Annotated in this window: 17 protein-coding genes, 1 pseudogene and 1 riboswitch; all 18 genes and pseudogenes read right to left on the bottom strand. The window is 30.8% G+C overall.

Annotated features, from left to right (window positions below):
* Positions 1 to 57: 57 nt before the first annotated feature.
* The 18 genes and pseudogenes from KQI86_RS14935 to cbiD all read right to left on the bottom strand — a co-directional run bounded on the left by KQI86_RS14935 (position 58) and on the right by cbiD (position 17,467).
* Positions 58 to 771 (bottom strand): ECF transporter S component, encoded by a 714-nt coding sequence (locus KQI86_RS14935; RefSeq protein ID WP_216440142.1) that lies wholly within the window; start codon positions 769 to 771, stop codon positions 58 to 60.
* Positions 772 to 2,394 carry an ABC transporter ATP-binding protein gene (locus KQI86_RS14930; protein WP_246582823.1) on the bottom strand — a complete coding sequence of 541 codons (1,623 nt, stop codon included), beginning with the start codon at positions 2,392 to 2,394 and terminating at the stop codon, positions 772 to 774.
* Complete coding sequence (locus KQI86_RS14925) at positions 2,385 to 3,296, bottom strand: energy-coupling factor transporter transmembrane component T (protein WP_343216177.1); 912 nt, start codon at positions 3,294 to 3,296, stop codon at positions 2,385 to 2,387. Before KQI86_RS14925 ends, KQI86_RS14930 begins: the two co-directional genes overlap by 10 nt.
* Before the next feature lie 10 nt (positions 3,297 to 3,306).
* A complete protein-coding gene (locus KQI86_RS14920; protein ID WP_216440141.1) occupies positions 3,307 to 5,901 on the bottom strand; it encodes a cell wall-binding repeat-containing protein in 2,595 nt (864 codons plus the stop codon).
* Between the two features lie 46 nt (positions 5,902 to 5,947).
* On the bottom strand, positions 5,948 to 6,763 hold the full coding sequence (locus KQI86_RS14915; protein WP_216440140.1) for a DUF4430 domain-containing protein: 816 nt from the start codon (positions 6,761 to 6,763) through the stop codon (positions 5,948 to 5,950).
* Positions 6,764 to 6,918: 155 nt separating this feature from the next.
* Positions 6,919 to 7,110: riboswitch (cobalamin riboswitch) on the bottom strand.
* A gap of 75 nt (positions 7,111 to 7,185) precedes the next feature.
* Positions 7,186 to 7,707, bottom strand: a complete 522-nt coding sequence (cobO, locus tag KQI86_RS14910) for a cob(I)yrinic acid a,c-diamide adenosyltransferase (protein ID WP_343216184.1) — start codon at positions 7,705 to 7,707, stop codon at positions 7,186 to 7,188.
* A gap of 96 nt (positions 7,708 to 7,803) precedes the next feature.
* Complete coding sequence (gene cobO, locus KQI86_RS14905) at positions 7,804 to 8,325, bottom strand: cob(I)yrinic acid a,c-diamide adenosyltransferase (protein ID WP_216440256.1); 522 nt, start codon at positions 8,323 to 8,325, stop codon at positions 7,804 to 7,806.
* Positions 8,326 to 8,648: 323 nt separating this feature from the next.
* On the bottom strand, positions 8,649 to 9,452 hold the full coding sequence (locus KQI86_RS14900) for a sirohydrochlorin cobaltochelatase (RefSeq protein ID WP_216440138.1): 804 nt from the start codon (positions 9,450 to 9,452) through the stop codon (positions 8,649 to 8,651).
* A gap of 180 nt (positions 9,453 to 9,632) precedes the next feature.
* Complete coding sequence (locus KQI86_RS14895) at positions 9,633 to 10,379, bottom strand: AIR synthase related protein (protein WP_216440137.1); 747 nt, start codon at positions 10,377 to 10,379, stop codon at positions 9,633 to 9,635.
* On the bottom strand, positions 10,366 to 10,872 hold the full coding sequence (locus KQI86_RS14890; protein ID WP_216440136.1) for an ECF transporter S component: 507 nt from the start codon (positions 10,870 to 10,872) through the stop codon (positions 10,366 to 10,368). The genes KQI86_RS14895 and KQI86_RS14890 overlap by 14 nt, the downstream gene beginning before the upstream one ends.
* 102 nt (positions 10,873 to 10,974) lie before the next feature.
* Positions 10,975 to 11,733: a cobalt-precorrin-6A reductase gene (locus tag KQI86_RS14885; RefSeq protein ID WP_216440135.1), complete on the bottom strand. Its 759-nt coding sequence runs from the start codon at positions 11,731 to 11,733 to the stop codon at positions 10,975 to 10,977.
* A gap of 156 nt (positions 11,734 to 11,889) precedes the next feature.
* A complete protein-coding gene (gene cobJ, locus KQI86_RS14880) occupies positions 11,890 to 12,606 on the bottom strand; it encodes a precorrin-3B C(17)-methyltransferase (protein ID WP_216440134.1) in 717 nt (238 codons plus the stop codon).
* Positions 12,607 to 12,680: 74 nt separating this feature from the next.
* The gene (gene cbiG / locus KQI86_RS14875; protein WP_216440133.1) at positions 12,681 to 13,682 is read right to left on the bottom strand and encodes a cobalt-precorrin 5A hydrolase; all 1,002 of its coding nucleotides are present in this window, start codon (positions 13,680 to 13,682) and stop codon (positions 12,681 to 12,683) included.
* Positions 13,682 to 14,434, bottom strand: coding sequence for a precorrin-4 C(11)-methyltransferase (gene cobM, locus KQI86_RS14870; protein WP_216440132.1), 753 nt, complete (start codon positions 14,432 to 14,434; stop codon positions 13,682 to 13,684). Before cobM ends, cbiG begins: the two co-directional genes overlap by 1 nt.
* A gap of 32 nt (positions 14,435 to 14,466) precedes the next feature.
* Positions 14,467 to 15,135 carry a cobalt-factor II C(20)-methyltransferase gene (locus KQI86_RS14865; RefSeq protein ID WP_216440131.1) on the bottom strand — a complete coding sequence of 223 codons (669 nt, stop codon included), beginning with the start codon at positions 15,133 to 15,135 and terminating at the stop codon, positions 14,467 to 14,469.
* Positions 15,128 to 15,646, bottom strand: coding sequence for a precorrin-6Y C5,15-methyltransferase (decarboxylating) subunit CbiT (cbiT, locus tag KQI86_RS20535; RefSeq protein WP_484793050.1), 519 nt, complete (start codon positions 15,644 to 15,646; stop codon positions 15,128 to 15,130). Before cbiT ends, KQI86_RS14865 begins: the two co-directional genes overlap by 8 nt.
* A 102-nt stretch (positions 15,647 to 15,748) precedes the next feature.
* Positions 15,749 to 16,315 (bottom strand): annotated as a pseudogene (cbiE, locus tag KQI86_RS20530) (precorrin-6y C5,15-methyltransferase (decarboxylating) subunit CbiE); the annotation flags it as partial.
* A gap of 69 nt (positions 16,316 to 16,384) precedes the next feature.
* Positions 16,385 to 17,467, bottom strand: coding sequence for a cobalt-precorrin-5B (C(1))-methyltransferase CbiD (cbiD, locus tag KQI86_RS14855; RefSeq protein WP_216440130.1), 1,083 nt, complete (start codon positions 17,465 to 17,467; stop codon positions 16,385 to 16,387).
* Positions 17,468 to 17,507 lie beyond the last annotated feature (40 nt).

Here is a 17,507-nt window from a genome sequence, read left to right as displayed (position 1 = left end):
ATAAAATTCATCCTATTTAATTACAAATCTACAACTATTTCCTTAATTATTTACCCTCTATAAACTTTTATTTTCTATAGTTTCATTTTTAATTCTTATAACCTTATTTCTCTTGTTATATCTTTCTAAAGCTTCTATGAAACTTTCTCCAAAAAATTTTGCAAAAATTGCATTACCTACTGCATGTAATGTATCATGAGAAAAACTTAATATGTTTCCTGCCAATATAGTTTTTAATGTAATTGGTCTCATAAACTCTAAAACATACCATTGGTTTAATATAGTTCCATAGATATATCCCCAAGCTGCACATATTATTACAAATCCATTTATTCCACACTTGCTAATTTTATTCTTAAAAACTCCGAAGAAAACGCCACATAAGCCCCATCCCAACATCTGCCACGGTGTCCATGGACCATGACCTAAAAAGAAATTAGAAATAAATGCGCTCATAGCACCCACCATAAAACCATTTACAGGTCCTAATGTATAACCCGTTACTGCACATATAAATGTAACTGGTTGAAATCCTGGTATAGCTGCAAATGGTACTCTTAATACTCCTCCAAGTGCTGACATTGTTGCTAAAGCCGCCATAGTTCTTCCGTTGATTTCCTTATTTTCAAATAGAACTATAACCGTACCTATAATAAATAGTGCAGATATTTCTACTGCTCTTTCCAATGGAAATTCAAAATAAGTCATTGAAAGTAACATTATTGTATAAAAAATAATAATTATAGGTCCTAACTTAATCTTTTTTTTCATTTACATCACCTTCAAAATTTCAATAGCATCTTCAGATTTTATAACTCTACATTTTTTCTTAAATACTTTAGCAATTTGTGGTGAATAATATATAGAATCATATAGTATAGTACTTGCAGGCCCTTTAGCTACAATTTCACCATTAAACATAAGCATTACAGAATTAACATAGTCTCCAGCAAAATCAGCATCATGGGTTATAAGTACAATAGATTTTCCCTGTGCAGATAGTTCTTTTATAATGTCTCCAAGCTTTTCTTTTGCTATAGAGTCCATTCCTCGTGTAGGCTCATCTAAAATAAGAATGTCTGGGTCTGTAATCAATGTGCAAGCAATAGCTGTTCTTTGCTTTTCTCCACCACTTAAGTCTCTTGGATTTCTGTCCTTTAAATGTATCAAATCTAAACGCTCTAATACATTAATAATCCTTTTTTCATCGTATTCACTAATGTTTTCTAGAGTATATCCTACTTCATCAAAAACAGTTCTTCTTCCAAAATAATCATTTGGATTTTGTGAAAGATACCCTATTTTTTTAATCCTTTTGTCCAGACTAATTTTTTTTATATTCTTATCTTCTATTAAAACCTTTCCAGTATAACTATCTATAAGCCCACATATTATTTTAAAAAGAGTACTCTTACCCGCACCATTTTCCCCCATAACCGCCAGTATTTCTCCTTCGTGCAGTTTAAAACTTATATTGTTTAAAGTTTTACTCCCTTTTTCATATTGAAAGTTTAATTTGCTTACTTCCATAATGCACTGTGAAAAATTTCTCTTTTCTTTTTCCACTTTTACTTCTTTAAAGTTTATACCTTCCAAAGCTTCCCTACCTTCCTTAACATTTGTAGGTATTGTATCTTTTCCTGCTTTTTTAAATATGTATGCAATGTTAGGTAAATGATATTTTTTATGTATGTTTTTAGGAACATCATGTGGAGTTCCTTCTCCAATAATCCTTCCTTCTTCCATAAATATAATTCTATCTGCTAAATGGAAACATTTATCCAGCCTTTGTTCCACAAGAATTATGGTTTTTCCCATATCTCTATTTAACTTTTTTATAGAATTTAAAACTTCTTCCCCCGCTATAGGATCAAGCTGAGATATAGGCTCATCAAATAATATAACATCTGGATCCATGGCCACTACGGAAGCTATTGCTACCCTTTGCTTCTGGCCTCCAGATATTTCTGTAGTTTGCTTGTCCTTTATCTCATTTATTCCAAGCAATGATATAACTTCCGCTACATTCCTTTTCATAATGTTTATATCCGTATTAAGGTTTTCAAGTCCAAAAGCAATTTCTCTTTCCACATCTTGAAGTACAATCTGCTTCTCAGGGTGCTGATATACCATACCTACAGTTTTAACAATATCATGGTTATTAAGGCTTTCAATATTTTTACCTTTTACATATACTTCACCTTTTAATGTTCCTCCATAATAATCAAGAATTATTCTATTTAAAAGTCTTATAAGGGTAGATTTTCCACATCCTGATGGTCCTACAATCAATACAAGTTCTCCTTCTTTTACAGACAAACTTATATCTTTCAAAGCATTATTTTTATCTTCTGGATAATTAAATGTAACCTTATCTATATTTATTATTTCCAAGTTTTCCACCCCCAACATATTAATGATGGAAGAAACATCATTATGCAAAGTATATATCCTTCAACTGATAAAGCCTTTATTGGACTATCTACTTTCGGATAGAAATTTAAAACATTAAAACCCTTAAAATTAAAATATGCATAATACACAAAAATGAAAATGCATACTAAAATCAAGAATATATCACTATGTGTAAGTTTTTCATGGAAATAGGAGCTTCTTTTCTTCAAAGCTCCATATCCCCTTGAATACATTGATTCTGCCATATCTGCTGAATCTTCTAAGCTTGATAAAAATAATATCTTTACTATATTTCCACTGCATTTAATACTTTTTTTCATATCTTTATGAAACATTTTATTTCCTCTAAGTTTTTCAACATTAACTATATTTTCATAGGAGGTCATCATAGTTGGAAAAAGCCTTATAGTCATACTCATAAGTAATGAAGACTTCTTTAAAAACTTAGAAAAAAATCCAAAAGCTCTATCAGGGTGAATTATTAAATTTCCTAAACCAAAAGTAAGTGTTACACACATAACCCTGATACCATTAAATATTCCATAAATTATAGCTTCTAAAGTAATTCTCATAGGTCCCAATACAGGATAATTTATATGTCCTTCATATATTACAGTGCTCCCATCATGAACCATAATAGGATTTAATATAGCGATCAATAAAGTAAAGGGCAATATAAGTTTTCCATATGAAAGCAAGTCTTTTAAAGAATCATCTAAATACGCAAGAACTAAAAGACTTACTAGTATTATTAATAGATGTATTGGGTTATTTATTTGCAAAAACAATATAATATACACTATAAGAAGTAATATCCCTGTTAAAGGATGTAATCTTTGTAAAAATGTATTTCTGTTTTTATATGTGAAAATATAAATCACTTCCTATGCATTACTTAATTTCAAATTCTACTTTAACTTTTTCTTTATTTTTAAATTTATAAAATCCATAATACTTTCCATTATCTAACACTGTATTAAATTTCACTGCTCCATTGTTTAGAGTATCTTGTCCAATATATACTAATGAATTATTTGAATCATACAATGTTATTGTAATTTCTCCGTTTTCCTCATTGGTAATTTTCATCTGAACTTTATCACCATTGCTAGTCATCTTAAATGCATTATCTAAAGGTTTTTCTGGATCTATTTCTCCACCATTGTCACCACCATTATCGCCACCTGAACTACCATTTGGTGTTACTTCAATTGTCTTTTCATCTTTTCCACTTTCTTTTTCAACAGATACTGTATGCTTTCCAGTGGAATTAATTGTTATAGTTGCACATCCGTCCATATCTGTTCTTGCTACTTCTTTTCCGTCAACTTTAACTACAGCATCATATACTGGTTTATATACACAAGTAGCTCTTACTTCAAAATTCTCCCCTGCCTTTATGCTATTAGGTACTCTTGAAATTTTTATTGGCATTACACTTTCATCTGGTGCAAGATCCCGCCAATCCCATTCGTGATAATCAAACTTCAATGTATCTCCAGCTTTTGGATAAACTCCATCAGCCCCTTCAGATGTCTTTGAGCCATTTAAATATATAAACCAGTCTTCTCCTATTATTCCTCTTTTTCTTTGCTCTTCTGAAAGTTCTTTTAAAGTTTTATTTGAAATTCCATCTATTCCAGTGATTAGTCCTCCCTTTTCTGTGACAGATGCAATACTCTTTAAATAATTCATTGCATTATTATTGTCCTTGATTTTTAAAGTTTCTTTTTTTAATTCTGAGCTTCCATTACCTTTTGATATTACTAATGTGAATGAATCACTACCTGTTGTTTTTTCTCCCTCACCAGGGGGTGTCCCATTTCCCTTGTCAGTGCTTGTTACATCTTTTACATCACCATCTATTTCTACATCTTTGACTCCTTTTTCTACTTTGTTTACAGTTGCTCCATCTTTAACTTTTATATTACATTTACTATTAGCAGATATTTTTTCTACTTTAGAGTCTTTTTCTATATTTAGTTTTGCTTCACTAGCTACTTTTACTTCAGAAAAGTCACCTTTAAAATCTACATTCGCTTTACCAATAATATCAACTGTTTTATCAAATTTTCCTTTAAGCACCACTTTGTTTTCAGTTGAATCTGATTTATTTTGAATTAATACATTTCCAAAATTACCTCTAACATTATCTAATATTGCATTACTCTTAACACTAGTATTATTTATATTACTACTTTCCTTTAACTCAATTCCTACATTATTTTTACTATCAACTATTAAATTGTGAGCTTTAGAATTTAATAAATGAATACTATTTTCTCCACCTGATTTTACTACTATAGTGTTAGCAGTTACATTCTTAATATCTATTGAACCTTTTTCACCAGGATCTACTATCAATACTCCCTTGACCTGTAAATTTTGCAAAGTTACTTTATCGGCTTTTACTGTTAAATCTCCATTTATAACTTTTTTAGTTTTTTCCTCTCCAAAAATTGAGTTATCTTTATTAATTTCTGTTACTTCTACGTCAGTTTCTATCTTATCCAATATACTTGATGGAACTACGTCCTCTCCACCTATAGCAATTATATTACTTAAAGATGTTATGTTATCATTTACAAAATTCTTTAAATCTGGTGTTATGTCTTTATTTGTTAATATTATTGGTGCTGCCTTTTGTGCTGCTAATGCTGAACATGAAAGGGCATCTGCAAATTCGTTTCCTTTTGGACCTGCTCCCTGTACCACATAAACATTTTCAAAAATAATATCATTTTTAAAGCTTTGTAATACCTTTTCATTTGTCTCAAATCTGTCTTGTCCACTTATTCTTTCTACATTGTTTATTCCTTTTATAGCATTGTTTGAAATGGCGCCTTCTCCACCTATAACAAAAACTTTTTTCGGATTAACTTTATTAATATATTGTTTTACAGGCTGCTTTAATTCATTTTTATCTGCAAATATTATTGGTGCTCCTTTTTTAGCTGCAATAGCTGCAACTGAAAGGCTATCTGCATATCCATTTGCTGATGTTATGAAAACTTCGTTAACACTACCTAGTTGATCTGCGATTTTAAGAGAAGTCTCATACCTTGTATCTCCATATAAACGTGTTATATTAGTTATGTTTATACTTTTTAATTGCTCATCAACCTTTTCTGAAACTACTTTAGGTCCTCCTATTATATAAACATTTTTCACATTTAATCTTTTAAGCTCTTTTATTATATCTTCACTTAATGAGTATTGTGATGTGAGCATTATTGGGGCATTATATTTTTTAGCTAAGGGCGCTGCACATAATGCATCTGCGTAATTATAACCCTGAGCTATTATGGCAGTCTGTGAGCCTGTCTTCCACCCCTCTTTACTTATTTCAATAGAAGTTTCTATTCTGTCTTTTCCATAAACCCTACTTTTTGCATTTTGAGCATAAGTCACCGACGAATTTGTAAATAATAATGACGTCATAGTGAACATAGTTATAGCTATTTTACTTAATAACTTTTTGTTCATATTATCCTCCCTTTTTATAATCATTTGTTTTAATAAACTTTTTAATTTATTGTGTCTCCGATGAAAATTCTCTTTTATCCCATTCATGATAATCAAGTAGCAATTCATCTCCTGGATTAAGGTACACATCATTAGCACCTACTGATGTTTTTTCACCATTTAAATATATAAACCAATCTACCCCTAGTACTCCTAATTTCTTTTGCTCATCAGTTTTCTTAGATGCTGGAATTGGATAAATACTACGTATTTCATTTATTTCATATATAAATCCGCCCTTATCTCTAATATCTGAATTTTCCCTAAGATATGTCATAGCGTTTTTATCTTCTGATATCTCCACATCTTTTTCTACAAGTATTTCAGGCTCTTTACCAGTATATCCTTTTGATTCTTTTGCTATTATTAGGGTAAATGAATCTTTTTTCTTTTTATCTTCCTTCGGTACTGACTTATCTAGCTCTACTTTTTTACTGTTTGGTTCACTTTTTTCAGTATTTAATTTATTTTCTATACTTTTATTAGATTTAATATCTTTTTTATTAGCGTTGCTATTTGAATTATTTTCTTTAGTCTTTACATCATCACTATTTTTCTCCGTTTTATTTGACGCATTACTATCCTTTAATTCATCTTTGTGATTTTTAGTATTAGCTTCATTATTATCTTTAGTTAACTCATTATTTTTAGTTAACTTATTATCTTCAGCTGCTACCTTATCTTTATGATTTATATCTTGAGATACCGCTATATTAGAATTACTTAATGTAGAATTTGACGTTTTTTTACCTCCACATGATATAGTAAAAAAACATATTAAGAAAAGCATTGCAATTGGTATGATTTTTTTTAACATCTTCATTGTTCCACCCCCTCTCACAGAATTCAAAGGGACAAAACACATATGGACACATAAAAAAGAACCCAGAAGGGTTCTTAGAATAATTCAATGTAACATTTCACCATAAATATGGCTAAAATATTCCCATTAGCTGTGTATGTATCTTTCCCTCCGAAAGAATCAACATTTACTAGGCAGGTTTCCTGACTTAGTTTCATCTTACTCCCTTGCCTTCCCAGATAATTTTTTATCCAGTGACTTAATTCAAGGTTTCATCTACATCACAGTAACGGTGGGCTGTAGTGGATTTTCACCACTTTCCCTTTTAACTACCGGTTTAAGGTAGCACCTAATAACATAAATATACAATTTTAATACTTATTTTATTATATTATATAACTACTATTTATTCAATATGTTTTGCTAATTATTATAGTTATTAACTAATTTTCTATTCCTTTCCTCACCTTAACTCCTTTATAGTAATAGTGCTTTATTTCTCCCATTTCAGTTACTAAATCTGCTCTATCTATTATCTCTTGTGGAGCATATCTTCCTGTTATTATAATTTCAGTATTCTCAGGTTTTTTGTCCAATATATCTATAACTTCTTTTGATGTAAATAAGTTATAGAATAAAGCAATATTTATCTCATCTAAAATTATAATGTCATATTCTCCAGAATTTATTACTTCTTCACATCTTTTAAGTCCTCTTATAGCTCTATCTATGTCATCTTGTGTTGGCTCATTGTATATAAAGCAATTCTTCCCGAACTGTTCAATTGTTAAGTTATGTAAATATTCAACTGCTTTTAACTCGCTATATCTCATTCCTTTTACAAATTGACCTAAAAATACTTTTTTCCCTGCACAAATAGCTCTTAGAGTTAATCCTAATGCTGCTGTAGTCTTTCCCTTGCCGTTTCCTGTATAAACTTGAATATACCCCTTATTTTCCATAATAATACCCTTCCCCCTTATATTAAAACAGGGATTTTTGTCTTGCAAAAATCCCTTTCTTTAAATTTAAATCTTAATTCTCAGCTTTTAACTATAAAACTAGTTTTCAATACCTACTCTACAAGGTACTCCTTGAGTATAGTAATGTTTAATTTCTCTCATTTCTGTAACTAAGTCTGCTCTATCTATGATTTCTTGTGGAGCATATCTTCCTGTTAAAATCAATTCAGTTTTTTCAGCTTTCTTTTCAATAAGTTCTAAAACTTCTTGAACTGTAAATAATTCATAAAATAAAGCTATATTTATTTCATCAAGTACTACTACGTCATAGTCTCCACAAGTTAAAACTTCTTCCGCTCTTTTTAAACCTTTTTTAGCTTCTTCAATATCAGCTTTTGTTGGTTTTCCAAATATAAAAGCATTTCTGCCAAACTGTTCCATTTCAAAGTTAGGTAAGATTTTAACAGCTTCAAGCTCGCTATATTTCATACCTTTTGTAAATTGACCAAAAAAAACTTTCTTTCCTGCACAAACTGCTCTAAGTGAAAGCCCTAATGATGCAGTAGTTTTCCCCTTACCATTTCCAGTGTATACTTGTATATACCCCTTATTTTCCATAATAAATCCCTTCTTTCAAAAGTTTTTGTCCGTCGACTAACTTTTACAATGCTCATTTTAATAAGTATTGTATAGAAAAAAGCAGTCCTTTATAAGTTTAATTAAGTCCATATAGGAGTAAATTTAAACCTCCTACTCGTAAACGATTATATCATAATTCAACCGTATTTTCTATGAAATATATGGTAAAATACTTCTTTTATGAAATATTTGAAATTAATTATAATTTCTGTTTATTTCTCTTCAACATTTACAGTTAAATTATTTCCTTTATTAATAAATTTAATTCTTCTCATTTTTGGCTTTTACTAAATTTTTAATACTTACTATTCTTCTTTCATCAATGGATTTCCATCTATACAATCTTGAAGATGCTGTATAAATATATTTTGAATTTCCTTGTTTTCTCCTAGTCCGTGTAGATATATATTTACCTTATAACCTTCATTTTCCAAAATAGTCTTCCAAGAATCCTCTTCATCACCAGCCATATCATTAATTGCGTGATCCCCTGCTACTAGCATAAATGGCATTAAAGTAACTTCTTTTATATTATTTTCTCTTAGCTTTGGTAATAGGACATCTAGTTCAGGAAAGCCCTCCACATTAGCTATAAATACGTTTTTGAATCCTTCCACATCCATTATGCATTGCAATTGTGAATAAGTTGAGTTAGCTGGATGAGTGCTTCCATGTCCCATGAATACCACAGCATGGTCCTCTTCTCTTTCTGGAATCTGACCTTTTAGAGCTTTAACTGCCTTGTTGTAATCAGAGGTTCTATAAAGTAGTGGTCTTCCTAAAACTAACTTTTTAAAGTTCTTTCTAGCCTTATGAACTGCAATTCTTATATCATCATATTCTTCGCCCGGCATTATATGTAAAGTTTGAACATATATTTCCTCAAACCCTTCCTTTGCCATTCTCTCTAAAGCTTCTTCAGTATTATCTATATATAAGTTGTCTCTTTTTTTTAGTTTGTTAATTATCATGCCTGATGTGAAAGCTCTTCTAACTTCATAATCAGAATAAGTTTCTTTTATTCTATTTTCAATTGCTTCGATTGTAACCTTTCTCGTTTCTTCATAACTTGTACCAAAGCTTACTACTAATATTCCTTTTTTACTCATTAATACCATCCCCTTCTTTCATTACTTATATCAAGTGATTCTTAGCTTCAGATGGAGTTTGCTTAAAGGAATACTTACTCCAACTGAAGCTTAGAAGAACTTATCCAGGGACGTAGCATCCGTTATCTCTCACTTGTAGAAGATGGGAGTATTACGGATGATAGTCATCGGATAATTTTTTTAATTTTTATTCAATTTACCTATTAATCTTACTCTTTTCATAGTCTTTAAATTTTCATAGGCCTCATGACTCACTGCAGCTATGAGTACAGTAGCTGGCCCACAAGTTTTATGTAAATCTATAGACATATTATCCACTAAATTTAGATTCATATTGTTATTTCTAGCCAACAATTCACCTTCGTATAGTATCCCTTTAGATCCTACAGGCACTATTTCAAAAACACCTTGAGTTTCTAACATTTTATAAAGGTCATCATAATCTGCTATGTCTTCATCCTTACTTGATAAATTTATTTCTCCACCAACTTTAGGCATGCCTATGGATATAAGTAGACAATCTTCTTTTATATTGTTTACCTTTAAATTGGCATTATCAACAATTCCAACTACAGTTATACCTAGTGCAGTAGAAGTGGTTTTAAAGTTTTCTTCAGTACTCCCATTTAGCGCTATTTTATCTATTCCTGCACATTCTAGTTCTTCTTCTATCCCTTTAATTATTTCTTTTCCTGTAGGCTCCATTTCATTGCAAACTGCATTAGTAATTGCTACAATATTAGCTCCAGACGATAAAACTTCAAACATTGCTACTCTTAAAGTGAGCTTTCCTACAAAAATTGAAGGAACCTTTAAGGCATCTCCTTCTTTCATTCCTATGCTTCCACAACTATCACAAGCAATTACCATAGTTTTATTACTATCTATACTGACTAGAGTTAAATCTCTAATTTTATTTATTTTCATATTCCTTCATACTCCTTGGTAATAATTTATATACTAATAATGCTACAATGGCATTTATAGCAGCTACTAAAGATAATACAGGCACAAGACCTAATATTCCTGCCTTACCCATCACAGGTAGTAATAAAGGAGTTAATACTAATAGTGTTAAGGGTCCATTGATAATTACTCCTACAATAGTAGATAAAACCATGCCTGCTAGTTGATTTTTTCTACCCACAAATTTATAAACAAAGGTAAATGCAGTCATTGTAACAGCCATTCCTATCATAGTAATTAGATGAACTGGCAAGGAAAGTGGAAATCCACTAGTTAATGCTGTTAAAAAGTGACCTATTCCTCCAATAATAGCTCCATAAACTGGTCCTAGCATTAGTGCTCCTAAAAATCCTGGCATAGAATCGAAAGCAATTGTTCCCATTACCTTTAAGTTTGATCCTACAAAAGATAAGGCTATAAATAAAGCTGTTAATACTAATTTTTTTGTTCTCATATTAAATCCTCCTAAATAAATTGCGACTAATTGCTGAAAATTTAGGCGCCTTACCTATAAACCATTACCACACATTTTTTATCAAACCTTTCATATATTGAATTAATTAAATAAATGTTTCATTAACTCTTCTTTATTTTTATATAAATTTTTATAATTTAACTTTTCTCTATCTATTATAATAACCCATATTCCTTCATCTAACGCAGATTTTATTTTTTCTTCAGTTCCACCCTCTGTTCCACTATCTTTCATTATAATAGCTTTTGCATTGTAGTTTTTTATAAAAGCTCTATTTAGATCGTAATTAACGGGACCCTTAATAGCTATTAAATCATCTAATTTAATGCCTAAAGAATAACATTCTTCCATAACCTTTAATGAAGGTAGTACTCTATGAATTATTCTATTTTCTACACCTAAATTTAATATTTTATCTAAATTTCTGCTTCCTGTAGTATTTAAAATATTTCCATCTATATCTTTTAGCTTTTCATAAAGTTCTGAATAATCTTCTACCAAGACTACTTTTTTACATTTTCTAAATTTATCTACCACGCTTTCCCTTTCAAATCTTATGTACTCCACAGACAGTTTCTTACATACGTCTATAAGATTTTTGCTTACATCTATTGCATATGGGTGGGTAGCATCAATTAATATATTAATTTTATTTCTAGAAAAGGTCTCAATCATTTCCTCTTTGTTTAAAGGCTTATTATTTAATATCTTATATTTATAATCTTTTAATAGTTCCCCGCCATATTCTGTGGCCGTGGATACAAAAATATCATCAGTATATTCATTTAATAAACCTAATATTTCTTTACCTTCCGAAGTACCACTTATTAATCCAATCATTTTATCACCAACCCTTTGGAGTAAAAAACGTAAAATTAAAGCTAAAAAGTTATAGTGAAAATTTCCCTGGAATTTTTCAGACTATATATCTACAGAGATTCCAAAGAAACTTCACCATTAATCCTGCATTTTCAATTTTTCACTCTTCATTAAAAATTATAAAGAGTATCCTCTTGGCGTTACAAACTTGCCGTCTTTAATATAGCTTCCGCTATTTCCCACTATTACTATAGAAAACATATCTACTATGCTATCATCAAAGTTTTCTAATGTGAATAAGCTAATCTCTTGTCCATCTCTAAGTGCATTTTTAACTACTCCTACTGGAGTATTCCCTTTTCTATATTTTTTTATGATGTCAATACATTCTCTTAAATAATGTGGTCTTCCATGACTTCTTGGATTGTAAAGTGATATAACAAAATCTCCTTCTGAGGCAAGTTCCACTCTCTTTTTTATAAGTTCATAAGGAGTCATTAAATCACTTAAACTTATATTGCAGTTATCATGCATTAATGGGGAACCTAACACTGAAGCCGCTGAGGAGGAAGCTGTTATTCCCGGAATTATTTCTACCTCTTCGTCTTTTTTCATCTCTAAAATAAGTCCTGCCATTCCATATATTCCTGCATCACCTGTACTAACAATAGAAACTACCTTTTCCTTTGCAATTTCTAAAGCCTTTTCACATCTCTCTACTTCACCCTTCATCCCAGTTGAAACTATTTCTTTATCCTTAATTAATGGTTCAATAAAATCTATATATTTTGTATATCCTACAATTACTTCACTTTTTTCTATTGCCTCTTTAGCCTTAGCTGTCATATGTTCTAATCCACCTGGACCAATTCCTACTACATATAATTTTCCCAAAATAATCCACCTTTCATTTTTCATTCTTCTATCTTCTATCTTCTATCTTCTATCTTTACTATTTAATCTTCACTTTAAATAATTCCAATAGAAAGGGTCATTCCATTTAACCTCAATTTTCCCGTTATAAAAGCTCCACCTTGAAGTTCAACACAGGGTTCACATACAGTCCTTACTCCTATGGTTTGTTCTACAAAGTCGCTTCCTTGAAATTTATGATCTATATTTTTTATATCTTCTATACTAAAAATATTAAGATCACATTTTAGAAAAATGCTTAAATCTTTTATAGCTTTTTCATCCTTTTTTACTTCTACAGTTCCAATAGACTTTATTCCTTGTAAATCTAAGTTCTCATCTATTAAAACTTCTACAACTCTTTTTCTCATATCTTCAGAAGAAAAATCTTTTCTGCACCCTATTCCTAAAACTACATTTTTTCTTATTAATTTTAGTATTTTGGTTTGAGGATTTTTTATTTTTTCCCTCTCTACCCAAAAAGACTTGTTCTTATTTGTTACATATACAATACCTGTGGCCCCTTCTAAATCCGCACTATAGCCTTTAGGTATTGGTATAATATTATCTTCATCTTGAAAATAAATTTTTTTTCCATCAACTAAAAGAGCAGCTATATCTTTGGCATCTTTTAAATCCTCTATGACTAAATTATTTTTCTTTGCCACCATATCAGGAGCTTCAATTCCTAAGGAGTCTGTAGCGGTAGTAACTACAGGAATAGCTTCTAGTATGTTTGAAATTGTTATAGCTAATTCATTTGCACCACCTAAATGACCACTTAAAAGACTTATGACAAATTTCCCTGAATTATCGATAGTTAATACTGCCGGATCTTCATCCTTCTTTTTTATATACGGTGCTATTGCTCTAACTGCTATGCCTGTTGAGGTGATAAAAATTATTCCTTCATAATTTTCCATTGCTTTTTTTACTACTTCCTTAAAATTAAAATTCTCATCTTTTTCTTTTGAAAAGATATGTATAGAAATGGATTTTTTAATTTCTTCACAGATTAAATCTCCATTTTTAGTTATGGTTATAGCTGCTATATTCATTATTCCTCTGCCTTTCTAAACATGTGAGTAAAGCTCTTATCATATAGCAAACTCTTTGAATATTCACAGTCTATAAATTCTCCTACAAGTATTTGAGCACATTTAGTAATATTAGCTTCTTTAACCTTCTCTGCTATATCATCTAGTGTACCTAGTATGATTCTTTGATCTTCCCAAGTTGCTCTTTCTACTACTGCTATAGGTACATTTTTGCCGTATCCTTTTCTTAATTTTTCTACTACTTTTTCTATCATACTTATAGATAAGAATATAGCCATAGAGGCTCCAACACTTGCTAATTTCTCTAAATCTTCTGTTGCAGGTACTGGTGTTCTTCCTTCTACCCTAGTAAGAATTAAAGTTTGTGTTACATTAGGTAAAGTAAATTCCCTTTGTATTGCCGCTGCAGCTGCAAAACAAGAGCTTACCCCAGGAATTATTTCATACTTTATATTAAGTTTATCCAATTCATCCATCTGTTCTTTAATTGCTCCATACATAGATGGATCTCCTGTATGTAATCTTACAACAGTTTTACCGTTACTTACTTCTTCCTTCATTACTTCTATTACTTGATCTAATGTCATAGAAGCTGAGTTATGAGCAACTACCCCTTCTTTACAAAAGTCTAAATGTTCCTTTGCAACTAATGATCCTGCATATATAACCACATCTGCTTCTGATATTATCTTTCTTCCTTTTACAGTTATTAAATCAACATCTCCTGGACCTGCTCCAATAAAATATACCATGTATTTTCTTCCCTTCTTAACGAATTTTATTTTTATTTTTTATTTGCTATTATTAGGGACATATAATCTTTGTTTTCTATGATTTCGTTTTTATCTCTTAATATCTGCTGTCCTTCTCTATAGGCCCTTCTTACACAAACGTAATCATATCCTTTTTCCTCTAAGAAGTTTACAACTTTTTCTTCATTATTGTAGAGTTTCATTATAACTAAGAATTTCTCATCCTTTACTGCATCTAATCTAGTGGAAGGTAATATTAGTAATGGTTCATCCCCTATAACTAGTATTTCTCCTGCAAGACTTGCTGATGCGCAAAATGAAGTAATTCCCGGTACAGTCTCTACTTCATATCCCTTTTCATTTATATATTTTAATAGATATATGTATGTACTATAAACGAAAGGATCTCCTATAGTTAAAAATATTACATCTTTTCCTTCATGAAGTTTTTCTTCTATAGTTTTAAAAGCATCAAATACTTTCTCTTCTTTATCTGGTGTTCCCATTGGGAAATGTTTTACAATTACCTCAGCATCTTTATTTATAAAATTTATAGATGTATCTAAAGCTATACTGTTTCCTCCATCTTTCATTGGAGATGGTGCTACAACAACTTCTGCCTTCTCTAATAATCTTATAGCTTTTAATGTTAATAATTCTTCACTTCCTGGTCCTACGCCTATTCCATATAATTTAGCCATTGTTCTTTTCTCCTTCTATTATAAATATTGGGTTGTTTGCCATTAGCATATAGGTTTGTCCCTTTGTCTTACTTACAGAAACTTGGGTGCACTTTACTTTATAGCCTAACTCCATTAATGTATCCATAGCTATGTAAAGATTATTTATTGTTATAAAGTTTAATACTATTTTTCCACCGTCCATTAGCATTTCACAGTATTTTTTGATTAAATCACTTAAGTTTCCTCCGCTACCGCCTATAAATATGCTATTAAACTTTCCTTCTACCTTTGCAGTTAAGGCTTCTCCCTCAATAACTATTAAGTTATCCGTCTGAAATTTTTCCTTATTTATATATATAACTTCTAGTGCATCACTATCTTTCTCTAAGGCAACTACTTCACCTTCACTGCATATTTTAGCCGCTTGAATGCTTATAGAGCCTGTTCCTGCTCCCACATCTAACACTCTAGAATTTTTATATAAATTCATTTTAGCAACACTTAAAATTCTTATTTCTTCTTTAGTCATCGGACAGTTCCCTCTAATGAAATCTTCATCAGATATAAAAGATAATTTTTCTTCTTCTAGTGAAACTTCCTCATTCTCTAGCAATAGCACACATAATGAAGAAAATTCTTTATTTTTCATTTCTTCTGGATATCCTATTTCTATTTTTTCATCTTCATAGGACAGGTTTTCTCCTACATACATCCTAGGGTTTAATCCTTTTTCTAGGAATCTTTTAGCTAAATCCTTTGGAGAATTTTTACTGTCTGTAAGCCATATAGATAATTTATTTTCTCTAACTTTTTTTATAAAATCCTCTTCTCTTCCATGAAGACTTCCTAAATAGGCACCCTGCCAGCTTTTGTTTAACCTTCCAGTTAAGTATTGAAAGGAACTTATTCCTGGTATAACCTTTATTTCTCCCTGGTAATTGTTCTTAACATATTCTGTTATACCATAATATAAAGGATCTCCCGATGCCACTACAGATATAATTTTATCCTTATTTTTTTCTAGTTCTTCTACTACTTCACTTATTTTATTTACTTTAATTTTTTTCCTACCTATGAAATCTACACTTTCCATAGCTCTTCCAAATCCAAGTATTATGTCAGATTTCTGCATTATTTCTAGTGCTTTAGGCAAAATGTACTCTCTATTCCCAGGTCCAATTCCTACTATATAAACCAATATATCACCTCTTTTTGAGTAAACAGTTAAGAATTACTCTTCACTTTTCCTTCTTTGCACTTCACTGATCTACACTAATTCTTCATCTATATACAAATTTTTTTCCATAGAAAACATAACTATTTTAGGGCTGATTTCATTATAAGTGAATATTTCAACTCTTTTTTTGATTTTTTCCGCTATTCTCTTGTAAAGTTCTTCATAACCGTCCCCTAAGAACTTTATTGCCCCTTCTGTAGTTTTTTCATTATAAACACTCTGTACTAATTCCTGTGGATACCCCATTAAGGCAAGTTCAAGAGCTATGATCTCCATTCTTACATCACATACCCTGCTATGGGTGTTAAAACACCCTCCCGCTATTTTGCACAGCTTTCCTATATGCCCCACTAAAGTCACATCTTTAATTTTGTTTTCTATACAACAATTTAATGCGAATCCAATATAATTAGATACAACTACCATGTTGTCCGGATTTAAGCCTATTTTAGTACCTGCTTTTTCTCCTATATTACCAAATACTAGTATTAATTCTTTGCTACCTTTTGCTACCTTTTGTTTTGCCTCAATTCTTATGGATTCCTTTAAAGCATCCTCTGACATAGGCATAACTATACCTGAAGTTCCAAGAATCGATATACCTCCAATTATATTCAGTCTAGGGTTGAAGGTCTTTTGAGCTACTTCCTCTCCCTTAGGAACAAAAATAGTAACCTCTACTCCTTTATCCTTTGGAAGTACATCTTTTACTTCTTTTTCTATCATAGTTCTCGGTACAGGATTTATGGCCCACTCACCTTTAGGTACATAGAGTCCTTCCCCCATAACCTTTCCTACGCCAATTCCACCTTTTAGGCTATATCCATCCTCTCTTTTTTCGGCTCTAGCCCAAATTTCTAATCCATGGGTAGCATCTGGGTCATCTCCTCCATCTTTAATAACGCAACACTCTACAAAGTTTTCTCCTCTTTTAATTTTTTCTATAGGAATATTTAATTTTATACCTTTAGGAGTGTCTATGCTTATTTCCTTTAAATCTTGCCCTGAATACAACATAATTGTTCCTGCTTTTGCTGCTGCTGTTGCACAGGAGCCTGTAGTATAACCACATCTTAATCTTTTACCATCTACGTTTACATACATATCAAGCATATTTAATCACCTGCTTCTTAGCATCTAAAATGAAATAACT

This window comes from Clostridium mobile, assembly GCF_018918285.1.
Classification (GTDB): domain Bacteria; phylum Bacillota; class Clostridia; order Clostridiales; family Clostridiaceae; genus Clostridium_AW; species Clostridium_AW mobile.
The sequence above is the reverse complement of the archived record's forward strand: the minus strand, read 5'-3'. Positions and strand labels throughout refer to the sequence as shown.